18 protein-coding genes and 1 tRNA gene are annotated in these 22,283 nt (G+C 57.9%); 6 read left to right on the top strand and 13 right to left on the bottom strand.

Annotated elements, in window-relative coordinates; genetic code table 11:
• Positions 1–33: 33 nt before the first annotated feature.
• The 4 genes from JSY17_RS18085 to JSY17_RS18070 all read left to right on the top strand — a co-directional run bounded on the left by JSY17_RS18085 (position 34) and on the right by JSY17_RS18070 (position 2,781).
• A complete protein-coding gene (locus JSY17_RS18085; RefSeq protein WP_117186875.1) occupies positions 34–372 on the top strand; it encodes a zinc ribbon domain-containing protein YjdM in 339 nt (112 codons plus the stop codon).
• A gap of 123 nt (positions 373–495) precedes the next feature.
• Positions 496–939: a thiol-disulfide oxidoreductase DCC family protein gene (locus tag JSY17_RS18080; protein WP_117182228.1), complete on the top strand. Its 444-nt coding sequence runs from the start codon at positions 496–498 to the stop codon at positions 937–939.
• Positions 932–1,321: a DoxX-like family protein gene (locus JSY17_RS18075; protein ID WP_206402590.1), complete on the top strand. Its 390-nt coding sequence runs from the start codon at positions 932–934 to the stop codon at positions 1,319–1,321. The genes JSY17_RS18080 and JSY17_RS18075 overlap by 8 nt, the downstream gene beginning before the upstream one ends.
• Before the next feature lie 251 nt (positions 1,322–1,572).
• Positions 1,573–2,781: a sugar transporter gene (locus tag JSY17_RS18070; RefSeq protein WP_117166927.1), complete on the top strand. Its 1,209-nt coding sequence runs from the start codon at positions 1,573–1,575 to the stop codon at positions 2,779–2,781.
• 54 nt (positions 2,782–2,835) lie between these two features.
• Here JSY17_RS18070 and pcsA read toward each other — a convergent pair whose 3' ends face one another.
• The 4 genes from pcsA to JSY17_RS18050 form a co-directional block, all read right to left on the bottom strand.
• A complete protein-coding gene (gene pcsA / locus JSY17_RS18065) occupies positions 2,836–3,555 on the bottom strand; it encodes a phosphatidylcholine synthase (protein ID WP_206402588.1) in 720 nt (239 codons plus the stop codon).
• Between the two features lie 138 nt (positions 3,556–3,693).
• A complete protein-coding gene (locus JSY17_RS18060) occupies positions 3,694–5,709 on the bottom strand; it encodes a metallophosphoesterase family protein (RefSeq protein WP_206402586.1) in 2,016 nt (671 codons plus the stop codon).
• 186 nt (positions 5,710–5,895) lie between these two features.
• On the bottom strand, positions 5,896–8,277 hold the full coding sequence (locus tag JSY17_RS18055; protein ID WP_206402584.1) for a TonB-dependent siderophore receptor: 2,382 nt from the start codon (positions 8,275–8,277) through the stop codon (positions 5,896–5,898).
• Between the two features lie 467 nt (positions 8,278–8,744).
• Positions 8,745–8,821: transfer RNA gene (locus JSY17_RS18050), tRNA-Met, on the bottom strand.
• Positions 8,822–9,484: 663 nt separating this feature from the next.
• Here JSY17_RS18050 and JSY17_RS18045 point away from each other — a divergent pair.
• On the top strand, positions 9,485–11,542 hold the full coding sequence (locus JSY17_RS18045; protein ID WP_200980654.1) for a methyl-accepting chemotaxis protein: 2,058 nt from the start codon (positions 9,485–9,487) through the stop codon (positions 11,540–11,542).
• A 92-nt stretch (positions 11,543–11,634) separates the two neighbouring features.
• Here the strand turns inward: JSY17_RS18045 and JSY17_RS18040 are convergent, their stop codons facing one another.
• From JSY17_RS18040 to JSY17_RS18015, 6 genes are all read right to left on the bottom strand, one after another.
• A complete protein-coding gene (locus JSY17_RS18040) occupies positions 11,635–13,629 on the bottom strand; it encodes a putative bifunctional diguanylate cyclase/phosphodiesterase (protein ID WP_117182235.1) in 1,995 nt (664 codons plus the stop codon).
• 323 nt (positions 13,630–13,952) lie between these two features.
• Positions 13,953–14,843 (bottom strand): glucose-1-phosphate thymidylyltransferase RfbA, encoded by an 891-nt coding sequence (rfbA, locus tag JSY17_RS18035; protein WP_117182237.1) that lies wholly within the window; start codon positions 14,841–14,843, stop codon positions 13,953–13,955.
• Positions 14,840–15,745 carry a dTDP-4-dehydrorhamnose reductase gene (gene rfbD, locus JSY17_RS18030; RefSeq protein WP_117166933.1) on the bottom strand — a complete coding sequence of 302 codons (906 nt, stop codon included), beginning with the start codon at positions 15,743–15,745 and terminating at the stop codon, positions 14,840–14,842. Before rfbD ends, rfbA begins: the two co-directional genes overlap by 4 nt.
• Positions 15,742–16,818 (bottom strand): dTDP-glucose 4,6-dehydratase, encoded by a 1,077-nt coding sequence (gene rfbB / locus JSY17_RS18025; RefSeq protein WP_117166934.1) that lies wholly within the window; start codon positions 16,816–16,818, stop codon positions 15,742–15,744. The genes rfbD and rfbB overlap by 4 nt, the downstream gene beginning before the upstream one ends.
• A 98-nt stretch (positions 16,819–16,916) precedes the next feature.
• Positions 16,917–17,228 (bottom strand): DUF7693 family protein, encoded by a 312-nt coding sequence (locus JSY17_RS18020; RefSeq protein ID WP_206402582.1) that lies wholly within the window; start codon positions 17,226–17,228, stop codon positions 16,917–16,919.
• Positions 17,229–18,140 carry a LysR family transcriptional regulator gene (locus JSY17_RS18015; protein WP_200980657.1) on the bottom strand — a complete coding sequence of 304 codons (912 nt, stop codon included), beginning with the start codon at positions 18,138–18,140 and terminating at the stop codon, positions 17,229–17,231.
• A gap of 103 nt (positions 18,141–18,243) precedes the next feature.
• Between JSY17_RS18015 and JSY17_RS18010 the strand changes: the two genes are divergently transcribed.
• The gene (locus tag JSY17_RS18010; RefSeq protein ID WP_206402581.1) at positions 18,244–19,434 is read left to right on the top strand and encodes a TDT family transporter; all 1,191 of its coding nucleotides are present in this window, start codon (positions 18,244–18,246) and stop codon (positions 19,432–19,434) included.
• Positions 19,435–19,721: 287 nt separating this feature from the next.
• Here the strand turns inward: JSY17_RS18010 and ychF are convergent, their stop codons facing one another.
• The 3 genes from ychF to JSY17_RS17995 all read right to left on the bottom strand — a co-directional run bounded on the left by ychF (position 19,722) and on the right by JSY17_RS17995 (position 22,198).
• A complete protein-coding gene (ychF, locus tag JSY17_RS18005) occupies positions 19,722–20,822 on the bottom strand; it encodes a redox-regulated ATPase YchF (RefSeq protein ID WP_025258594.1) in 1,101 nt (366 codons plus the stop codon).
• Between the two features lie 21 nt (positions 20,823–20,843).
• Positions 20,844–21,428 (bottom strand): aminoacyl-tRNA hydrolase, encoded by a 585-nt coding sequence (pth, locus tag JSY17_RS18000; RefSeq protein ID WP_025258595.1) that lies wholly within the window; start codon positions 21,426–21,428, stop codon positions 20,844–20,846.
• 164 nt (positions 21,429–21,592) lie between these two features.
• Positions 21,593–22,198, bottom strand: a complete 606-nt coding sequence (locus tag JSY17_RS17995) for a 50S ribosomal protein L25/general stress protein Ctc (RefSeq protein ID WP_117166941.1) — start codon at positions 22,196–22,198, stop codon at positions 21,593–21,595.
• Positions 22,199–22,283: the final 85 nt, after the last annotated feature.

Here is a 22,283-nt window from a genome sequence, read left to right as displayed (position 1 = left end):
TGGTTTTTACCCACCTTCGATGTGAGAAACACTGTGAGCTTACCGTCCTGCCCGAAATGCAATTCCGAGTACACCTACGAAGACGGCACCCTGCTGGTCTGCCCGGAATGCGCCCATGAGTGGTCTGCTGACGGCAGCAGCGCAGAGTCCGAAGATGTGAAAGTCATCAAGGACTCCACCGGCAACGTGCTGCAGGACGGCGACACCATCACCGTGATCAAGGACCTGAAGGTCAAGGGTTCTTCGCTGGTGGTCAAGGTCGGCACCAAGGTCAAGAACATCCGCCTGGTGGACGGCGATCACGACATCGACTGCAAGATCGACGGCATCGGTGCCATGAAACTGAAGTCCGAGTTCGTGCGCAAGGTTTGAACCTGCTGCGGTACCGCTGACCTGAACGCCTCGCCGGTCGCTTCCCGACCGCGAGGCGTTGTTGTTTTCAGGTTCATTTTGCCGTGCTGCGGTAAAGTGACGGCTCTTCAAGGAGAGAGCCACATGCCTTCAACCCCTGCGCCTTACTTGCAGCCAGATGAGTGCGTCGTGTTATTCGATGGCGTATGCAAGCTGTGCAATGGCTGGGCGAAGTTTCTCATTCGCTACGACACTTCCCGACGTATCCGTCTGGCTGCCGTGCAGTCCGTCGAAGGGCAGGCGTTGCTGAAGTGGGCGGGTTTGCCGGTCGATCAGTTCGACACCATGGCGGTGATCGTCAATGATCGCCTGTTGCTGCGCTCCGATGCCTTTCTGTATGTCATGCGACGGATGCCTGCGCCGTGGTTCTGGCTGATCGCGTTACGCATCGTCCCGCGTCCCTTGCGCGACTGGGGGTACGATCGCATTGCTTTGAATCGCTATCGCCTGTTTGGACGTTACGACAGTTGCCTGTTGCCGACGGCCGACCATGAGCAGCGGTTTCTCAAGGCAGTGGCCCATGAGTGAGTTGCAACGCATTGCCTGGGTAGCCCGTGCCGGGCTGGCGCTGATGTTTTTCTACCATGGGCTGGTGCCGAAGATCCTGTGGCTCAGCCCGGGTGAACTGGAGATGATCCAGGCCCACGGTTTTGCCGATGCGAGCCGGGTGGCCTGGTTGAGCGGTGCGGCGGAGATCGGGCTGGCGATCTGCCTGATCTCGGGGTATTTCAAGCGAACTTCATTGATGCTCAGTGCGGTCGTGCTTGCCGGACTGCTGATCGATGTAGCTCTTGTCAGCCCTCACTTTCTTGCCCAGGCGTTCAATCCCGTTTCCCTGAACGGTGCCGGGCTGGCCTTGTGTGCGGTGGCCTGGCTTGCCGAGCGCCCGCAACGAAAGCTGGCAGGCTGAACAGCTACCGGCCGTCACCGCACAGGCTCACGTGTTGTGATCCATGCAATCCAGACGTAGAATTCGCCTTATCTGGTTGTATCCCCCCATACCCACAATAATCCACATCGCACGCTGCGCTCGTTCATGCATTCACGAGCGGGGGCGTTTTCGCGTTTGTTGCCGAAGGGGGCTGGCCTGATCTTGCTGTACAGGTGTCATGCTGCTTATGCATGGCGAACGGCTACTCCTTTGAGCGTTGCAGATTCTTGATGAATACCCCTCCAGAGGTTCGTACCGGTAGCTGGCTTGGCGTGATTGCCCTGGCGCTGGCTGCCTTCATTTTCAATACGACCGAATTCGTGCCTATTGGCCTGTTGAGCAATATTGGCGAAAGCTTCGACATGACCACGGCGCAGGTCGGCCTGATGCTGACGATCTATGCCTGGGTCGTTTCGCTGATGTCCCTGCCGATGATGCTGATCACCCGCAACATCGAGCGGCGCAAGTTGCTGATCTGCATCTTCATGCTGTTTGTCGTGAGCCACATTCTCTCGGCCACGGCTTCAAGCTTTGGTGTGTTGCTGATCAGCCGCGTCGGCATTGCCTTTGCCCACGCGATTTTCTGGTCGATCACCGCATCGCTGGCCGTGCGCATTGCGCCACCGGGCAAGCAGGTTCAGGCATTGGGCTTGCTGGCAACGGGCACTTCGCTGGCCATGGTGCTGGGCATTCCGCTGGGCCGCGTGCTGGGCGAGGCGCTGGGCTGGCGCACGACCTTCATGGGGATTGCCGGGATCTCCGCGCTGACCGTATTGCTGCTGAGTCGCACGCTGCCGCTGCTGCCAAGCCAGAACTCCGGTTCGCTCAGAAGCCTGCCGATTCTGTTCAAGCGTCCAAGGCTTGTGGCGGTCTATGCATTGACCGCTACCGTCGTCACTGCGCACTTCACCGCTTACAGCTACATCGAGCCCTTCGCCCAGACCGTGGCGCACCTGAGCGGCGAGATGACGACCTTGTTGCTGCTGCTGGCTGGCGGCGCGGGGATTATCGGCTCCATCGTCTTCAGTCTGTTCAGCAGCCGCTTCCCCAATGGCCTGCTGATTGCCGCCATCACTCTGGTTGCGCTGTGCCTGCTGATGCTGTTGCCGTTTTCGAGTCAGGCGGCTGCCCTCGGTTCATTGAGTGTCGTGTGGGGCATGGCCATGATGTGTTTCGGGCTGCTGTTGCAGGCCCGGGTCCTGAGCCTGGCACCGGATGCTACAGACGTGGCGATGTCGCTTTTCTCGGGCATCTTCAATATCGGGATCGGCGGCGGTGCCTTGCTGGGCAGTGTGGTGAGCAGTCAGCTGGGCGTCGCAAATGTGGGGATCGTCGGTGGCCTGGTGGCCGTGGGCGGGTTACTGCTGTGCTGCGTGAGCACTTATCTGTTCAGCAAGCAGGATTCCGCTGCTGCGCTGTCGGCCGACAGCAAGTGTTGAGCTGATCGGGGCTGTTGAAACATCAACAGCCCCTGCATTTCCTTCCTCTGGATTTCAGGCCTTGAGCCTGCCCAGCCATTCCAGAGATGTTCTCCAGATACAGATTCCCAGGAAGTACGCGGACATTGCAAACCATAGCCCCAGCACCAACGGGCCATTGTGTGGGTGGTTGATGATCAGCGAGGCGCTGCACAGCAACCAGACCGTGGTGACCGCGATATTGATCGGCATGAACTTGCGAACCCGAAACGGGTGCAGGAATTTCATCCGGGTCAGGGTCAGCAGTGCCAGGGCCACGATGGTGACAAAGGTCATCCAGGGCGCGGGTGACAGGATATACATGCTCAGGGCAACCACGTTCCAGGCAGCCGGGAAGCCCTGGAAATAGTTGTCCTTGCTTTTCATGTCCACGTTGCAGAAGCAGAACAGCGACGAAACCAGAATGATCGATATGCTTAACAGCAGAGTGAATTCCGGCAGCGGGATATAGCGGTAGATGAACAGGGCCGGGATGAAGACGTAGGTCAGGTAGTCGATCACCAGATCCAGTGCCGAGCCGTCGAAGTGCGGCAGTACCGAGTGAGTGTTGACCTTGCGCGCCAGTGAGCCGTCGACGCCGTCCACGATCAGGGCGACGCCCAGCCAGAGCAGGCAGGCTTTGGGTTCATTATTGAACAGGGCAATGGTTGCCAGAAACGCAAGGACTACGCCTGTGGCGGTAAAGCCGTGAGCACCCCATGCGTTAAGCCTGGCTATGCGTTGATTGGTTATCACGGGACGCTCTCCAGAAAGTAATGCGTGTCAGTGTTACAAAGATGACCTTCAGATTATGTGAAAACGCAGCAGCACCGGGTGCAGTAGTTTTCACACAAACGGGTTAGCTACTATCGACCCGGCAATCGCCGATAAGGTTCAGCGGTGACTATCGCTCGTTTTGCGGTCGTTTTCCAGAAAACTGCTGTCCGGCGAGGACCGCTCGTCCTTGTATTCTTCGGGCTCGACGAAGCAGGTGGGGGCAGAGCCATCGGCGTTGAGCTGATGGATAAGGATCGGTTCGCCCCGCTCGTTGAAGAAGACCTGGCCGATGCCTGCCGAATTCCATAACCGCTCACCGGCCTTGCTGTGCTGCGGTGTGCGCGGAATGACTTTCATGCGTCGACGTTTGGTGAACCAGTTGAGTGGCGAGCGCGGCGAGTAGAGCCAGCGGTTCAGGCGATCGAAGGTATCGAGCAGACGGCGGGGAAACTCGTTCTTGATGCCGCTGCTGGTGATCTGCCAGATGCGTGGCCCGCCGCTGCGCTTGCGAATGAGGATTTCGTAGACGAACGAATAATGCACGTCTCCCGAAAGAATGACGTAGTTCCCCGGCGTCCTGGAATGACCAAAGATATTGAGAATGACCTGCGCAGCTCCTCGATGCGCCATCCAGTTCTCCGCATCCACCAGCAACGGGTAACCGAACCAGCTGAACACCCGCTGGATGGCCTCGATCAGCTTGACCCCGAACACGGGGGCTGGCGACACGATGATCGCGGCCTTGTGGTCGAGCAATTCCTGCTGCAGTTCGCTGAGTGCTTCCCAGTCCAGCAGGCCCGAAGGCTGATTGAAGTTTGACTCGCTGCGCCAGCGCCGGGTCCGGGTATCGAGCACCACCAGTGCCGGGCTGGTGGGTAGAACGTAATGCCATTGCTGGAAGTGCAGCAGTCTGTCGATCACGGCGTCCTGAGTCTTGCTGACCCAGCGGTTGTCATGGTCCCTGGCCTCTGTACTCAAAGCCTCGACCTGCTGGATGAGCTCATCAAGCGCATCGGGATTGTTGCCCCAGCCCTGGCACAGCAGATAGGCGAGCAGCGCGTTGCCGATGATGCGTTTGGAGAATGGATGGCCGTAGGCGCTTTCTTCCCAGTTGGCCGACAGGTTCCAGTCATCGGTAATGTCGTGGTCATCGAAAATCATCATGCACGGCAGATGCGCCATGGCCCGTGCCACACCACCCAGGCCGTTTTTGAAGTCGTCGATCAGGTGCTGCTCTCTGGCGTAGCGCTCGCACTGTTCGGCATCGAGCTTCGGCATGTCCGGTTCGATGAGTGTCCAGGGTGTCGGCGACCAGACCAGCAGATACATCGCCATGACTTCCGCCATCGTGACCAGATGGTTATCCGCCGAACTGCTGGTGAACACGGGTTTGCTGACACCGCCGAAGAACCGCTCGCGCAGCGTTTCGTTGCTCTTGAGTGCCGGCAGCAGATCGGCGCGCTGGTAATAGCTGGCCGGGTGCCGGTAGAGGTCGACGCTGTCATCAATCACAGCACCTTCAAGCCGCTCCCCGAACAGGCCAAGGCGTTCGATCAAGGCATGAATCGCACGCAGCATCGGGCCGGCAACATCGTCGGCGTAAACCTGATCGCCGCTCATCATCAGCAGGGCAGGGCGCTTCTGCGGGTCTTTTGTATCGGCCAGCAGGCGGTCGACACACAACAGGCCGTCAGCCGCAGGGTGATGCGGTTTGCGGCATGAGCCGTGGAGCATATGGTCGATCTTGCTGCGCACCACAAAGTTCGGGCTGCCTGCTTCGGCGTAGAGCAGATGAGGTGCCCAGTCGGCGATGCTGCTGTGCTGCTCGTCGTCGATCAGCAGGTCGTAACCGATCAGGATGTCCCGGGGCAGATCGGTATCCAGCTTTATGTCTATCAGGTGCACAAAGGCATGACGACCTACGGCGATGATCTTGCATTGCCCGGCATCGAGCGGATAGTCCGTGCAGACCTGCGCCCCGTTGGCATCAGTGAATTGCAGACGCAAGGTCATGGAAAGCGCCCGCGACCCTGTCAGCCACAGCACCAGACGGTTTGCTTCCTGACGACGCAAGAGAGGGCCAGCGAGTACGGCGGGTAGGTTTGAAGACGGTGCAGCGGGGGGTACGGACATCCTGGTTTCAGGCTCTGACTGAATTTTCGACCAGAAATGTTAACGCAGGCGGTGTGAAAAATTCCTCCAGGCGCCGCCAGGCATTCTGAGCAGAATGTTTCAAAACAATACCGGATGACGGGCATGAAAAAGCCGATGCCAGAAGCTCTGGCATCGGCTTTTCAGGGGGGGCAGTGCTTCAGAGGATCAGAGCGTCCACTTCAGCGAGAACATCAGGTTGCGTGGGTCGCCGTAGACACCGCTACCGGTACCGGTCGGAATGCCCTGCCAGTATTTGGTGTCGAACACGTTGTTGAAGTTGACGCGGCCATCCCAGTGCTCGTCGAACTTGTAACCCGCCATCAGGCCGACGACGGAGTAGGCATTCTGAGTCGCATAGCCGGTGCCGACACGGTTGAAGGTTTCGCTCTGGGCAAGAACGTCAGCACCGACGCGCCACTTGCTCAGGTCGCCTTGCAGGTTGTAGCTGGTCGTGGCTTTGAACAGGTGTTTGGGCTGCTCAGGTGCGAACAGGCGGCCTTCGTTGCGCTCGACTGCATCCTTGACGTACTGGCTCAGCACATAGGTATAGGCTGCGGAGAACTGCCAGTTCGGGGTCAGCGCACCGCTGATTTCGGTGTCGATACCGCGGCTGCGGACTTCACCGGCCGAGCCGTAGCATGTCTGGTTGGCCGCAAAGGTCGGGCAGCTCGTCTGCTGGTCTGCCAGTTCGTAGGCACGTTTTTCCTGGGTCATGTCGAACAGGGCTACCGAAGCATTCAGTGCACCGTCGAAATACTCACCTTTCAGACCGATTTCATAGCTTTTGCCCGTCATCGGGTCCAGCACCGAGCCGGAGACATCCTTGTTGTTCTGCGGCTTGAAGATTTCGGTGTAGCTGGCGTAGACCGAGTAGGTATCGTTCAGGTCATAGATGACGCCTGCATACGGCGTGACTTCCTGAGTCACCTTATAGTCGCCGGTGGCGCTGCGATCGTCGTAGTCGTACCAGCTCAGGCGGCTGCCGATGATTACGTGCAGCGGATCGATCGGGTTGAAGCGGGCGACGGCATAGAAAGCCTCTTCAGTCGCCGTATACCGGTTCTGGTACGGGTTGCGGTCGGCCCTCGAAGGTTTGGCGATCACGCTGTGGCTGAAGTTATAGATATCCACCGATGGTGAGTTCAGCCACCAGCCACCCACCTGATCGAATTTCTCTTCACGGCGGCTGGCACCGATGGTCAGCTCATGCTCGCGGCCGAACAACTGGAACGGGCCGGAGAGGGAGCCGTCGAGGTTGGTCTGATCATCGGTAGTGTCATATTGACCGGACGACTGGGTAAAGCCAGTGCTGCCGCCGTAGTTCAGGTAGCTGGAAAACGAATTGGACTCGGCCCAGATCTTGGCCGCTGCCAGTTTGGCGTTCCAGCCGTTGTCGAAGCGGTGAGTCAGGTCGGTGAACAGGCTGACATTGTCGCGATCCCAGTAAGCCCAGTCGTTGCTCAGGAAGGTCGAGCGAGACAGATGCAGGTTTTCGCCGTTGGGACCGGACGGCAGGCTGCCCCAGTCGGAAGTTGCGTCGTCGCGTTGCTTGGAGGCACCGATGCTCCAGGTGGTCGAATCGCTCAGGTCGGCTTCCAGAATCCCGTAAAAGGTCTGACGCTGTTTGTTGCGCTCGTCGACAAAACTCTTGTTGTCTTCATACGCCGCCACTGCACGGCCACGGAGTGTGCCGGACTCGTTGAGCTTGTTGGAGGCATCGACTTCAGTGCGGTAACGGTCCCAGCTGCCAGCGCTGGTCGTGATGCTGAGCTGCGGTGTCGCGGTAGGGCGCTTGCGCACCATGTTCAGGGTCGCCGACGGGTTGCCGGCACCGGTCATCAGACCGGTAGCGCCACGCACCACTTCAACGCGGTCGTAGATGGCCAGATCCGCTTCGGAAATGGTGTCCTGAGTGAAGGTGCCAAGGCTGCTCGGCAATCCGTCGTACATCAGGTTATCGATGGTGAAACCACGGGCCAGGAATTGCTGACGATCCTGGCCGAACTTGCGTAGCGTCACGCCCGGCGCGTATTTGACGACATCGTTGACGTCACTCATGCCTTTGTCATCCATGCGTTGACGCGTCATGACACTGACCGACTGAGGCGTTTCACGGATCGACAAGGGCAATTTGGTCGCCGTATTCATCGAGCCCGTGGTGTAGGAGTTGGTGCCCTCGGTGGTGGCAGCCCCGGCAATGCTCGTATCGGCATTGATATCCACATTACCCAGCGACACCGGACCTGCGGCCTGCTGCTGGAAGACCTGCGCAGAATTACCCTGCACGGTTGCACCGAGACCGCTGCCAGCCAGCAACTGATTCAGCGCTTGCGCCGGCTCCAGATTGCCACGCACCGCTGGTGCCTGCTTGCCTGCGACAGAGCGGGCATCGAAATTAACTTGCATACCACTGACCTGACTCAATTGGGTCAGAGACGACGACAGGGACTGAGATGGCAGATTCAAGCTGACAGGAGCAGCCAAGGCAGAGGCCGACAGGCCGAGTGCCAGGACACCGGTCAACGTGGGGATAAAGGGACGAAGCATCTCGTGATTCCTAAAGGGGCATGAAGACAGATCGGCTTTGCAGAACACGTCACACCGGACGCTCGACGTGGCAAAGGGCAACATTGAAGGCGCGGATTTAACAAGTTTTTCACATTTATGTAAATACAAACGATTTGCAATAACGCCTTGTTTTTTGTTCTTGTCTATAAGAGGCGCTGCCGATGCTGGCTTGCTAATGGCCCGATAGGCCCGGTCTGTATGGGCTGGATGCTTGAGTGATGTCTGATGACAAGCGAAGAGGTGCGGTTTAGAGCGGTGGTCTTATCCGACCAGTGGTGAGCTGAGGGGGGGGAGCTTGTCAGTAGCACACACCGGTATGCCAGGACGAGAGCAGTGCATGAGCGGTTTGATAATCCGTCGCAAAGCTTTGGGTATGGCGTTGGGCGAGCGGAAGAGCAGACGCCAGAAACAAGAAAGCCCGCACGAGGCGGGCTTCTTGTTGAACTTGGTGGCTACACAGGGACTTGAACCCCGGACCCCAGCATTATGAATGCTATGCTCTAACCAACTGAGCTATGTAGCCAAGTGGCGCGCATTATTCGCGCAGAACGGTTATGTGTCAAGCGTCGGTGTGAAAAATAATTGCGATTGATCAATCGCTTAGCTCGGATCTGCCGAAAAGGCCGGGTTTGCAGGGGCTTTGGAGGGTAGGGCTGTTTGTCTTGCGCCCTGGCTCGTCGGCTTTTATTCGATGGGGCGTGTTGCTTGAGCGCGTCTCCTGACATTCGTATCGACTGTTTCTTCCAGTGACATGTTACGCGACTCATTTTTCAGGCCGCTACGAACGCCGTCTTAGAGCGACTGATGTTCGGTTTTCCGAATGCTGGAAGGTGTTTCTTTCGGCAGCGCGATGGGCGTTTTTTCTCAAAGGGAACCACCAGGCCCATGTTGTCCACGCAGGTCGTCCACTTTATGCGTATTCGATAAATTTTCTTCGTCATTTATGGGCTTTTGATGCAAGAAAGTCTGCCTCGGTCCAGATCTTGCTTTGTTCTGCGCAATGCACTGAACAAGATCCATTTTTGTGCCTTGAAAACACGGACGACTTCGCTTTTCGGATAAACGCGTGGCGATGGCTATCGTCATCAAATCAATAACATGGCATTTTGCTATTTGGCTTTTTTGAAAATGGGCATCTGCACGGGGTTACCCGGTTTTTGCAGGCTGTCACAGGGGGATGGCGGACATGAGTGGGCTTTTATCACCAGGTATGCGCCTGATGGGGCATTTTGGTTTCGCGCGCAAGTTTCAGGTCCTGTTCTTGTTGTTCATGCTGCCTCTGGTGGGCAGTGTATGGATGATTGCTCAGGATTATCGCAACAAGCTTGCGGTGATTTCGGGCGAACAGTCAGGTGTGCGTCAGTTGCTGGTGCTCGACGATCTGGATTTCGAGCTGTCGGCCCAGCGTGATAACGCGGCGCGCTGGAAAGCCGCCGATATTCTTCGTGAGCCCACTCCCGAGGCCAAGGCTGCGGTTGCCAGGCTTGATGCCAATGTTCCGAAAGTCTCCCAGGCACTCGATGCCGTAGGTGCCAAATTGGCGCAGGAAGATGCGACTGCCGACGCCATGGAGCGTTACAGGGCCTTGCAGGCGTCCGTGAAGGGCCTGGACTCGGCGTCGTTGCGCACTGTCGGCTGGTGGCCCGATGGCTATGATCGCTTTACGGCATCCCTGAGCCTGACTCAGGCCCTGCGTGAACAGATTGCGATGGACAGCGGCCTGATTCTCGATCCCTGGCTGGAAACCTATATGCTGATGCAGCTTTCCACTCAGCAGATGCCGGATCTGATCGAGCGTATCGGTCGTATGGCCAGTATCGGTCAAACCTCTGTTGCCACAGGTCAGTTCAGTCTGCAAAGTCGTTTGCAGATGCGTGACCTGCGCAGCCGCATCGATGATGCCAAGGACCAAATGCACAAGGCGGGCAATCTGCTGCTGTCCAAGCTGCCGCCGGAGCTGGAGCCCTGGGCTGTAAAATACAAGGCGACTTCCGCGATGCTGGATGCCGAGCTGAAAGTGCTGGATGAGGGGGTATTCGGTGGCACCATCAAGCTCAAGCCTGCAGAGTTCGAGCGCAGCATCGATGCCCTGTTGGGTGGAATGGCCCAGTTGCGCAAGCAGTCGCTGGTTTCTCTGAACGATCGGCTCGAGTATTACCGCGATACCTCCAACATGCAGTTCATTCCGATGGCAGTGGCCTTTGGCGTATTGATGCTGGCGGCGCTCTATCTGTTCGTTTGCCTGCAATCTTCGATTCGCCGCAGTGCCAGCGGCATTACCACGCTGGCCGAATCGTTGCGTGACGGCAATCTGTGCGTCGAGGTTTCGGTTCAGGGGCGTGACGAACTGGCGGCTATCAGCAAGGCGCTGAACGTTGCGGTGGTGCAGTTGCGTACCAGCCTGTTGGGCGTCAATCACGAAACCCGGCAACTGGGTGATGCCGTGCAGACCCTCAATACCCAGTCCAATGGCACGCTCAGCGAGGTCGAAGAGCAGCAGTACCAGATCAGCCAGATTGCAGCCGCGGCCACCGAGCTGGCGGCAACCTCTCAGGGCGTGGCCAGAAGCTGCGAGCAGGCTTCCGACAGTGCACGCCAGACCCGCAAGATTGCAGAAGAAAGCAGTCGTGACAGCCGCCGTACCACCGACAGCATCCAGCAGCTCAATCAGCGCCTGACCGATACGGCCGCGGCTCTGGGACGTGTCAGTGAGCAGGGTCAGCAGATCCAGTCGGTCGTCGATGCGATTCGTGGTATTGCCGAACAGACCAACCTGCTGGCGCTCAACGCGGCCATCGAGGCGGCGCGGGCGGGTGAGCAGGGGCGCGGGTTTGCGGTGGTGGCCGATGAGGTTCGTAGCCTGTCGCAGCGCACCCAGGCTTCCACGGCGGAAATCGCCGGTACTGTGGACAGCTTGCGCTCTACCGTGACGCAGGCGGTCAACCTGATGGAAGCAGCCTGTGGCCAGGCGGTCAACGATGCCCAGTCGGTGACCGGACTGGGGTTGCGGTTGGGTGAAATCGCCTCTGCCGTGCAAGGCGTGACCGATACCCTGGTGCAGATTTCGACTGCCGTCGAAGAGCAGGCGTCGACTGCCGATGAGGTCAGCAACAATATTCAACAGGTCGATCAGGCGGCAGGTCGTTTGCTCGATGGTGCCCGTGCCGTCAATCAGGCGGCGGATACCCTGAGCAAGGGCAGTCGTGCCTTGAGCAACAATACGGCGCGTTTCCAGCTGGGCTGATCGGGCTCAAAGACAGCGTTGCACAATGACACCTCAATCGCCAGGTCCGGCGGTTGAGGTGTTTTGCATTGGGGAGCAGATCCATCAGGCCGTCAAACGGCGACTGCTGGCTCATTGATCCAGGTCGGCGCCACGCTTTGCAGTTGCACCCAGGGCTGCGGTTTGCCCAGCAGATAACCCTGGAACTCGTCCACCCCCATGGCATGCAGACATTGCGCCTGAGTATGGGTTTCGATCCCTTCGGCAACGATCTTCAACGAAAAGCGCTTGGCGATGAGCACTGCACTTTCCACCACGGCCAGGGCCCGGTCATCCAGTTGAGCGACGAATGAGCGGTCGATCTTGATGCCATCGATAGGCAGCTCACGCAATCTGGAGAGCGAGGAGTAGCCGGTGCCGAAGTCATCGATATGGATATGCACCCCCATTTTTCTCAGGTGATGCAGCGATTCGAGAATACGATCCTTCCAGGCCTCGTCAAACACCGACTCGGTGACTTCCACAATCAAGCGGGCAGGGGACAGACGTTCTATCGCGAGCGTCTGGGCGACGAAACGGGTGAAGCCGGGCGTCACCAGTTGGCGAATGGAAACGTTCACGGCAACCGACGGCAGTTCCGTGCCGGTTTTCTCCCAGGTGACGGCTGCGCGACAGGCCTGCTGCAATACCCAGGCACCGAGCTCGACGATCAGGTCGGACTCTTCGGCGATGGGAATGAACTCCTGTGGGCCTACAGCGCCCAGCAGAGAAGGATTCCAGCGCAGCAAGGCTTCGATGCACATCACTTCGCCGCTTTTCGCCGAAATCAGGGGCTGGAATACCAGAGACAGGCTTTCATCATGCACGGCCTGGCGCAGGGCGATGTTGATATCCAGCTTGCGACGCTGGATGCGCGCCAGTTCCTGATCGTAAAACACGATGCGGCCACGGCCCTGGCGCTTGGCTTCGGCAGAGGCCAAGTCGGCGGCCTGCAACAGGGTTTCAATGTTGTCGCCGTCGTCGCCCTGAATGGCAATGCCGATGCTGACGCCGATGCGCAGGGAGGCAGAGGCGACCTCGAAGTTCTTGATCAGCGCTTCCCCGAGGTTTTCAGCCAGTTGCCAGGCCTGGGTGCGGATATCGAGTAAGGCCGGCGTCACTACAATGAATTCATCGCCTCCCCAGCGGGCGATGGAAGAGCCGTCGGGCATCAGGGATTTCAAGCGCCTCGCAACGCCCTGAAGAATTTCGTCGCCGCAGGCATGTCCCAGCCCGTCATTGATCTGCTTGAAGTGGTCCAGATCCAGAAACAGGACGGCGCGCAATCGGGGGGCGAAGTCCGGCAGCGGGCTCAGGTCGTACATCAGGCCGCGCCGGTTCGGCAGGCCGGTGAGCGGATCGTGGTGAGCCAGGTTGTGCAGGGAGCGTGTACGGTCGGCGACACGCTCTTCCAGCTCGGCATTGGTGGCAAGCACTTCCTCGGTGCGCTGGGTCAGCTGTTCGACCAGGTCCGAGTTTTCATGCTTCAGTTCGATGGAGTTGCGCAGCCGTGCATAGTTGTTGCGATGCCCGACAAGCATCAGGCCATAGAACGCCACGCCAATCACGCTGAGTATCCACTGCGACGGAGTCTGTACGGCCAGTTGGTAGCAGACAGGCAGCATCATGAGTCCGAAATACACCGGGCCCATCACGCGCATGGGCGCAAGTATTCCGCTGGCACCGCCTGCCATGGCCGATATCACCATGGTGATCAGATACTGCTGAGCAGGTGGGTAGGTATTGAATTCGCCCAGGATCAGGATCGACCACAGCAGACCCGTCGCAAACAGACCGGTCCCCTGAAGCTGCCAGGCTCGCTCAAGCCATTCGATCGATTGACCCTTTGGAGTGCTGGCGACCTTGAGCAGGTAGCGATGCAAGGCCCACCGCAACCCCAGAGTGATCACGGTGATTGTGAGCCATATCCAGTGACATTCGCGGTCGATTTCCGATGTCTGGACCAGCAACACTACACCGACTGCGGCGATCAGTTGGGCCCAGAGACCTGCAAGGTTACAGCCTAACGTGTATTGCAGAAGCTCAGCCTTCAGATGGGCCTTGTTCATCTTGTCTTTCCCGACAGCTACTTTCTATGGGAGTCCGTTTGTGAAGTGAGATCCATGAGTGACGGCAGACTTTATCCTGTAGCAGTCTGGCCAGATGCGATGCAAAGCTCTGGGCTTGATACATCTTCGAACTAAATGATGGCTAAATGCAATTACTATAAAGGCAAGTGGATGAGGTCTTTTAAGCGCGTGGTCATGCCGTTATCGGCAGTGATCGGCCAGAGCTTGAGGTGCCGGTCATCGGACAGACGGTAAAAGGAGGGAGTGGCAGGAAGGGTGCCTTCAGCTACGTGCTGTAGCCAAAGGCAGAGGAGCGTTGCGGATCAGAACGAGCCCAGTTTCAGGATCTTTTGCAGGTATTGGCCGTAACCGGTCTTTTTCAGCTTTTCAGCCTGTTCACCCAATTGTTGGGCGGTGATCCAGCCATTGGAGTAGGCGATTTCTTCAAGGCATGCCACTTTCCAGCCCTGGCGCTGTTCGATGGTATGCACGAAGTGGCTCGCTTCCAGCAGCGATTCGTGAGTGCCGGTGTCCAGCCAGGCGAAACCGCGGCCCAGAATTTCCACCGTCAGGCTTTTCTGTTCCAGATAGGCCTTGTTCACGTCGGTGATTTCCAGTTCGCCACGCTCGGAAGGCTTGATGTTCCTGGCGATCTCGACAACCTGGTTATCGTAGAAATACAGCCCGGTGACGGCATAGCTGGATTTCGGATTGGCCGGTTTCTCTTCAATGCTCAGCGCCCGACCGCTCTCGTCGAATTCCACCACGCCAAAGCGCTCGGGATCGGAAACGTGATAGCCGAATACGGTGGCACCGCTGCTTTGGCGGGTGGCGGCGTGCAGTTTTTCCGAGAAGTGCTGGCCGTAGAAAATGTTGTCGCCCAGGATCAGGCAGCATGGATCCTTGCCAATGAACTCTTCACCGATCAGGAAGGCCTGCGCCAGGCCATCGGGGCTGGGTTGCTCTGCATAGGAGAGTTCGATGCCGTACTGGCTGCCGTCTCCCAGGAGCTTGCGGAAAGAGGGCAGGTCGTCTGGCGTGGAGATAATCAGGATTTCACGCATCCCTGCCAGCATCAGTACCGACAGAGGATAGAAAATCATCGGCTTGTCGTAGATCGGCAGCATTTGCTTCGAAACGCCAAGGGTCAACGGATGCAGACGAGTGCCCGAGCCTCCGGCCAGGATGATGCCTTTACGGTTCGTCGTGATCATTTATTCAGGGTTTCCATGAGCATTCGGGTTACACCACTTTGCCAATCCGGCAAGTGCAGGGAAAAGGCATTACGCAGTTTTGCTGTATCCAGCCGCGAATTCAAAGGCCGTTGCGCGGGTGTCGGATAGTCGACGGTCCCGATGGGGTTGACGGCTTCTACTGCCAGTTGCTCGCCATTGGCCCGGGCAAAGTCGATGACATATTGCGCGTAGGCATGCCATGAGACTTCGCCTGCCGGTGCCAGATGATAGATCCCGCCGAGTTGCGGGCGCGCCAGTGTCTGTTGCAGGGCAACGGCCGTTACGTCCGCCAGCAGCTCGGCGCCTGTGGGGGCACCGATCTGGTCGCTGATGACATTGAGTGTCGGACGATCCTTGGCGAGTCGCAGCATGGTCTTGGCAAAATTGTTGCCGCGTGCCGCATACACCCAACTGGTGCGAAAGATCAGGTGTTTGCAGCCCGATTCAGCAATAAGCCTCTCGCCTTCGAGCTTGGTTGCACCGTAATGATTGACGGGCGAAACCGCATCGGTTTCTTTCCAGGCGGTTGTGCCTGTGCCATCGAACACGTAGTCGGTGGAGTAATGAATCAGCAGGGCGTCGAGCTGGCGGGCTTCTTCGGCCATGACCTGGCTGGCCAGGGCATTGATCCGGTGTGCTGCTTCGCGCTCGCTTTCAGCCTTGTCGACTGCCGTATAGGCCGCGGCATTGACGATGACCTGGGGCCGGACACGACGAATCGTGTCCCGCAGACCGGCCAGATCGGCCAGATCGCCAGCAAGCTCGCCGCAAGTGGTCTGTGCGGGATGTCTATCCAGCGCTATCACTTCGCCAAGCACTGCCAGCGAGCGCTGCAACTCCCATCCGACCTGACCGTTTTTCCCAAGTAGAAGTATTTTCATGCTTTCCCGGTGCGCGATGCGTAGTTTTTATCGATCCATTGTTGATAACTACCGCTTTTCACATGTGCGACCCATTCAGGGTTGTCGAGGTACCACTGCACGGTCTTGCGAATGCCGGACTCGAAACTTTCCTCGGGCACCCAGCCCAGCTCACGCTGAATCTTGCTGGCGTCGATTGCATAGCGTAGATCATGCCCGGGACGGTCCTGCACATAAGTGATCAGGTCGGCATGCGGGCGGAAGGCCGAGTCGGGACGCAACTGGTCGAGCAGGGCGCAGACGGTGTGTACCACTTCGATGTTCTGCTTCTCGTTGTGACCGCCGATGTTGTACGTCTCGCCGATCTCGCCCTCGGTCACCACCTTGTAGAGTGCGCGAGCGTGATCTTCCACGTAAAGCCAGTCACGGACCTGATTGCCCTTGCCGTAGATAGGCAGTGGCTTGCCTTCCAGCGCATTGAGAATGATCAGCGGGATCAGCTTTTCCGGGAAATGGCAGGGGCCGTAGTTGTTCGAGCAGTTGGTGACCAGGGTCGGCAGGCCGTAGGTGCGGCTCCAGGCGCGTACCAGATGGTCGGAACTGGCCTTGCTGGCCGAGTACGGCGAGCTTGGCTGATAAGGCGTGGTTTCGGTGAATAGGTCTTCCGGCCCTTCGAGGTCGCCGTACACTTCATCGGTGGAAATGTGGTGGAAGCGGAACGCGGCCTTGCGCGTGTCGTCCAGTCCGTTCCAGTAGCCACGCGCGGCTTCCAGCAACGTGTAGGTGCCGATGATGTTGGTCTGGATGAACTCCGAAGGTCCGCTGATGGAGCGGTCGACATGGGACTCGGCAGCCAGGTGCATCACTGCATCGGGCTGGTGGTCGCGAAAGACCCGGTCAATCTCTTCACGGTTGCAGATATCCACATGCTCGAAAGCATAACGCTCGCTCTGGTCCGCCGACTGGAGGGATTCGAGATTACCGGCGTAGGTCAGCTTGTCGACATTGACTACAGCATCGGTCGTGTTGGCGATGATGTGGCGAATGACCGCCGAACCAATGAAGCCTGCACCACCTGTTACTAAGATCTTCACGAGAGTTTTTACCTTGGATTCTGACAAGACTGGGCGCGCCAACTGGAGGTCGCGACTGTAAGGGACAAGCTGACCTGACGATAGTACAAGGCGGCATTTTACATGGAAAAATCGCTGTCGCAGGCCTCAAGCAGCAATCGCTCGATCTGCGCCAGTTCCCAGGTACTCAGCAGGCTGACCGGATCCGTGCCGTAACGCTGGGTTTCCAGGCTCCATTCCCTGCCGTCCGGGGCCTGACAGTGTTGGCAATGGTGCAGATGGCTGTCGCTGAAATCGAAGGTCAGGTGCCAGCCTTCGATAGTGACTTGCTGCAGGCCTGAGTCGAGCGGCTGGCCGATCTGCAGAGAGTGAATACCCTGAGCCGTGTCCCGCAGTTGCTGATAAACCTCGCGTGCGCTCAATGGCTGCATCTATTTCACTCCCTGCAAACGGTTTGTCTCGAACTGGCTGCAACTGTTCCAGAAGCGCTCAAGCCCCGCCGAGATGAACTTCTCTCGATGACGAATCATGAAAAAGCGCCGGGTAAAGGGTGGAATGTCGCCACTCAGAGCTTTCAACTGCTCTGAAGCCAACAGATCGGCAACCACCCAGCGCGACAGACAACTGATACCGATGCCTTGCGCCAGTGTGTGCTTGATGGCTTCGGAGCTGCCGATCTGCCGGATATCGGACAGGCCATGCAAATGCCTCAGCAGCAATTGCTCGACGACTTCACGAGTGCCCGAGCCTGGCTCGCGAAGCAGCCATTCGGCATCCTGCAGATCGCTCAGCGTGACGTGCTCTTGCCTGGCCAGTGGATGCTGGCTGCCGGCAACCGTCAGCAATTCATCCACCAGCCAGGGTTCGGCGCTGAGTTCGGGGAGATGGCAGGGACCTTCGGTCAGGCCCATGTCGATTTCAAAGTCGGCGACTTTTCTGGCGATGGCCATGCTGTTGCCCATTTCGACATCGATCTGCAACAGAGGAGCCGACTGTCGCAGTTCGCCCAGAATCAGCGGCAGTACATAGTTGCCTATGGTGGTGCTGCAGCCTACTCGCAGGCGCGTTTTCATCTGCGCATTACCGGACTGGAAGCCAGCCTCGATCTGTTGGGCGCTTTCGAGCATCTTTCTGGCCTGGGGCAGCAAGGCATGACCGTTGTCGTTGAGGACCAGACGCTTGCCCACTCGATCGAACAGACGGGTTTCAAGAGCGCTTTCCAGCTCATTCAGTGCCGCGCTGGTGGCCGATTGCGACAGCGATACCGCCACTGCGGCACTGGTGGTACTGCCATGCTGACTGATGGCGCAGAAAATCTGTAACTGACGAAGGCTCAGCTTCACTCTATCTACCTGAAAAATGGGTAAGAGAAACCTATATTACCCATTTTTATAATTGTTCTGCTTTCCCTAGACTCGATTCATGTCAGCAGGCAGGAACATCAACATGAGCGAAATCAGGCCAGCAGCGATCATCGGACGCGGTCGTCCATTGGCCGCTCTTTCGAGCCCTCGGGAAGCCATCCGCCAATTCACTCCCAACTGGTTCGCCGTCACCATGGGCACCGGCATTCTGGCCCTGCTGCTGGGCCAACTGCCTTTTACCGCGCCACTGCTCAAGTCTTTGGGCGAGGCTCTCTGGCTTTTCAACATTGGATTGTTCGTGTTGTTCAGCGTGATGTATGCGAGCCGCTGGGTGCTGTTTTTCGATGAGGCCAAACAGATTTTCGGTCACTCCACTGTCTCGATGTTCTTCGGGACGATTCCCATGGGCCTGGCCACGATCATCAATGGATTGCTCCTGTACGGTGTACCACGCTGGGGCGCTTCGGTGATTGGTCTGGCCGAGGTCCTGTGGTGGATCGACGTTGCGATGGCGCTGGTTTGCGGGGTGCTGATCCCTTTCATGATGTTTACCCGCCAGCAGCACAGCATCGACCAGATGACCGCGGTATGGCTCTTGCCCGTCGTGGCAGCCGAAGTCGCCGCCAGCTGTGGCGGCCTGCTGGCTCCTCATCTGGCAGATGCCAGCGCGCAGTTCACTGTGCTCATCACCAGTTATGTGTTGTGGGCGTATTCGGTGCCGGTGGCCTTGAGCATTCTGGTGATCCTGCTGTTGCGCATGGCCTTGCACAAGCTGCCTCACGAAAGCATGGCCGCATCGAGCTGGTTGTCCCTTGGCCCGATCGGAACCGGTGCCCTGGGCATGCTGGTGCTGGGCGCCGACGCGCCGGCCATCTTTGCGGCCAATGGGCTGGCAGGCATCGGCGATGTTGCCAAAGGCCTTGGCCTGATTGTCGGCATTCTGTTCTGGGGGCTGGGTTTGTGGTGGATGATTCTCGCGTTGTTGATCACCCTGCGTTACCTCAAGACCGGTATTCCGTTCAATCTGGGCTGGTGGGGATTCATCTTTCCGTTGGGCATATACGCAGCCACGACCCTGAAACTGGGAGCGACACTGGATCTGATGTTTTTCAACGTGATGGGCGTCGTGCTGGTTCTGCTGCTGGCGGTGATGTGGCTGATCGTGGCTTTCAGAACATGGGCCGGAGCTTATCGCGGCAACTTGTTTGTCTCGCCTTGTATTGCGTCGTTGGGGAGGGCGCGTAATCAGGTGTGCAGCCTCAGTCCCAACTGATTGATGGGCGAAAACTGGTAACGTGCAGGTTTGTTCAGCTTTTTCACCTTTCCCTCTTCTATAGATTGTTTAAGCCAGTTATTGATCAGCGTTTTAGGAAGGGTCCATGCTTCCACCAGCTCATCTACTGTAACGGGTCTGTCAATCCTTTCGAGTTTCAGCAAAAAGATCTGATAGAAACTCAAGTCAGGGGCATCGATGGGTGTAAAAACACAAAACCCCCGAATCGCCAGGCGATTACGGGGGCTTTGAGATTCAGCTGTGTCCGTGGCAAGCCACGGCAGGCATCAGACGTTGAAGCGGAAGTGCATCACGTCGCCATCCTTGACGATGTATTCCTTGCCTTCCAGACGCCATTTACCGGCTTCCTTGGCACCGGCTTCGCCCTTGAACTGGATGAAGTCTTCGTAGGCGATGACTTCGGCGCGGATGAAGCCTTTTTCGAAGTCGGTGTGGATCACGCCTGCAGCCTGTGGTGCGGTGGCACCGACGCGGACGGTCCAGGCGCGGACTTCTTCGACACCGGCGGTGAAGTAGGTCTGCAGGTGCAGCATTTCGTAGCCAGCGCGGATCACGCGGTTCAGGCCGGGTTCTTCAAGGCCTAGGGCTTCGAGGAACATGTCCTTTTCTTCGCCGTCATCCAGCTCGGCGATTTCCGCTTCGATCTTGTTGCAGACTGGCACCAGCATTGCGCCTTCTTCGTCGGCGATGGCGCGGACCACGTCCAGCAGCGGGTTGTTCTCGAAGCCGTCTTCGGCAACGTTGGCGATGTACATGACCGGTTTGGTGGTCAGCAGGTGGAAGCCGCGGATGACCGATTTTTCCTCGACGCTCATGTTCTTCATCAGGCTGCGCGCTGGCTTGCCTTCGGTGAAGTGGGCGATCAGTTGCTCGAGCAGGCCTTTCTGGATCACTGCATCCTTGTCGCCGCCCTTGGCGTTGCGAGCGACTTTCTGCAGTTGTTTTTCGCAGCTTTCGAGGTCGGCGAAGATCAGTTCCAGGTCGATGATTTCGATGTCGCGCTTCGGATCGACGCTGTTGGAAACGTGGATCACGTTCTCGTCTTCAAAGCAGCGCACCACATGAGCAATGGCGTCGGTTTCGCGGATGTTGGCCAGGAACTTGTTGCCCAGGCCTTCACCTTTCGAGGCACCGGCAACCAGACCGGCAATGTCGACGAACTCCATGGTAGTCGGCAAGATGCGCTTGGGATTGACGATGGCTGCCAGCGCCGCCAGACGCGGGTCGGGCATGGCCACGATGCCGCTGTTCGGCTCGATGGTGCAGAAGGGAAAGTTCTCTGCCGCAATGCCGGATTTGGTCAGGGCGTTGAACAGGGTGGACTTGCCGACGTTAGGCAGGCCGACGATTCCGCAGTTGAATCCCATGGTGTTTCCCCTCGAGTGATGTCAGGCCTTCTGGCTGTGCAGGTTTTTCATCGCCCGGTTCCATTCACCGGCGAAGATATCCGGCAGCACGCCGAGGGCAAAGTCGATACTGGCATCCAGTTTTTCCTGTTCGGCGCGTGGCGCACGACCCAGGACAAAACCCGACACCTTGCTGGCATCGCCTGGGTGGCCGATGCCAAGCCGCAAGCGATGGAACGTGTTCTGGTTACCGAGCTGCGCGATGATGTCGCGCAGGCCGTTGTGACCACCATGCCCGCCGCCAACTTTCAGTTTGGCAACGCCGGGAGGCAGGTCGAGTTCGTCATGCGCTACCAGAATGGAGTCGACCGATATGCGGTAGAAGCCGGCGAGTGCCGCTACAGCCTGACCGCTGCGGTTCATGTAGGTAGTAGGAATCAGCAGACGAACATCCTGACCCTGATGCGTGAAGCGTCCGGTCAGGCCGAAGAATTTGCGCTCGGGAACGAGGTTGACTCGTTGCGCCGCAGCAATACGTTCAACGAAAAGAGCCCCTGCGTTATGCCGGGTCTGTTCGTATTCAGTGCCAGGGTTTCCCAGGCCAACGATCAGTTTTATGGCGGTCACGACAGGGGCTCTTCCTTGGAGTTGTGGATAACACCGCTTGCGAAAGCGGCAACTGTGGACGAAAAGTGCTCATTTACCATGATGTAAACTCCGCGATCTCGCCCGCTTTGCCTGCTATCGCTCGCGATGTTTCCTGAGCAACTCCGACGTTACCAAGTAATGAATTACTCGGCAGCGCCTTCTTCTTTGGTGTCTTCTGCAGCTACGCGTGGAGCGTGGACGTTGGCGATAGCCAGGTCGGTGCCGTGCGCCAGTGCGACGAACTCAACGCCTTTTGGCGCCTTGAGGTCGGACAGGTGAACGTTGGAACCGATTTCCAGAGCGCCCAGATCGACTTCGATGAACTCAGGCAGATCTTTAGGCAGGCAGGAAACTTCCAGCTCGGTAGTGGTGTGCGAGATCTCGCCGCCTTTCTTGACCGGAGCTTCTTCGTTGATGAAGTGAACCGGAACGATGGCGGTCAGTTTCTGGCCGGCAACAACGCGTACGAAGTCAGCGTGCAGGACGTGACCTTTGGCTGGGTGACGCTGCAGTGCCTTGATCAGGACGTTCTGCTTCTTGCCGCCGACATTCAGCTCGATAACGTGGCTGAAAGCAGCTTCGTTTTCCAGCAGTTTGGCGATTTCCTTGGCCAGCATGCTGATGGACTCAGGGGCTTTGTCAGCACCGTAGACAACAGCTGGAACCAGGCTTGCGAGACGACGCAGGCGGCGGCTCGCACCTTTCCCCAGGTCGGAACGCAGTTCAGCATTCAGAGTGAAATCATTCATTTTGTTTCTCCAAAATAACCACACTCGCTTTGGCGTTTGCGACCAGCGCCAATGCGATATGGGCAAAAAAGCCCCGCCCTGACCG

The organism is Pseudomonas capsici (genome assembly GCF_017165765.1).
Lineage (GTDB): Bacteria > Pseudomonadota > Gammaproteobacteria > Pseudomonadales > Pseudomonadaceae > Aquipseudomonas > Aquipseudomonas capsici.
This window is presented reverse-complemented; position numbering and strand designations above follow the sequence as displayed.

What these genes read in the sequence shown, in the direction of transcription:
- JSY17_RS18055 (WP_206402584.1), bottom strand. Translation starts at nt 8,277, where the DNA reads ATGCTTCGTCCCTTTATCCCCACGTTGACCGGTGTCCTGGCACTCGGC.
- JSY17_RS18040 (WP_117182235.1), bottom strand. Translation starts at nt 13,629, where the DNA reads ATGAACAAGGCCCATCTGAAGGCTGAGCTTCTGCAATACACGTTAGGC.
- JSY17_RS18020 (WP_206402582.1), bottom strand. Translation starts at nt 17,228, where the DNA reads ATGCAGCCATTGAGCGCACGCGAGGTTTATCAGCAACTGCGGGACACG.
- JSY17_RS18010 (WP_206402581.1), top strand. Translation starts at nt 18,244, where the DNA reads ATGAGCGAAATCAGGCCAGCAGCGATCATCGGACGCGGTCGTCCATTG.
- JSY17_RS18080 (WP_117182228.1), top strand. Translation starts at nt 496, where the DNA reads ATGCCTTCAACCCCTGCGCCTTACTTGCAGCCAGATGAGTGCGTCGTG.
- JSY17_RS17995 (WP_117166941.1), bottom strand. Translation starts at nt 22,198, where the DNA reads ATGAATGATTTCACTCTGAATGCTGAACTGCGTTCCGACCTGGGGAAA.
- rfbA (WP_117182237.1), bottom strand. Translation starts at nt 14,843, where the DNA reads ATGATCACGACGAACCGTAAAGGCATCATCCTGGCCGGAGGCTCGGGC.
- JSY17_RS18070 (WP_117166927.1), top strand. Translation starts at nt 1,573, where the DNA reads ATGAATACCCCTCCAGAGGTTCGTACCGGTAGCTGGCTTGGCGTGATT.
- ychF (WP_025258594.1), bottom strand. Translation starts at nt 20,822, where the DNA reads ATGGGATTCAACTGCGGAATCGTCGGCCTGCCTAACGTCGGCAAGTCC.
- JSY17_RS18045 (WP_200980654.1), top strand. Translation starts at nt 9,485, where the DNA reads ATGAGTGGGCTTTTATCACCAGGTATGCGCCTGATGGGGCATTTTGGT.
- rfbD (WP_117166933.1), bottom strand. Translation starts at nt 15,745, where the DNA reads ATGAAAATACTTCTACTTGGGAAAAACGGTCAGGTCGGATGGGAGTTG.
- JSY17_RS18060 (WP_206402586.1), bottom strand. Translation starts at nt 5,709, where the DNA reads ATGTCCGTACCCCCCGCTGCACCGTCTTCAAACCTACCCGCCGTACTC.
- JSY17_RS18075 (WP_206402590.1), top strand. Translation starts at nt 932, where the DNA reads ATGAGTGAGTTGCAACGCATTGCCTGGGTAGCCCGTGCCGGGCTGGCG.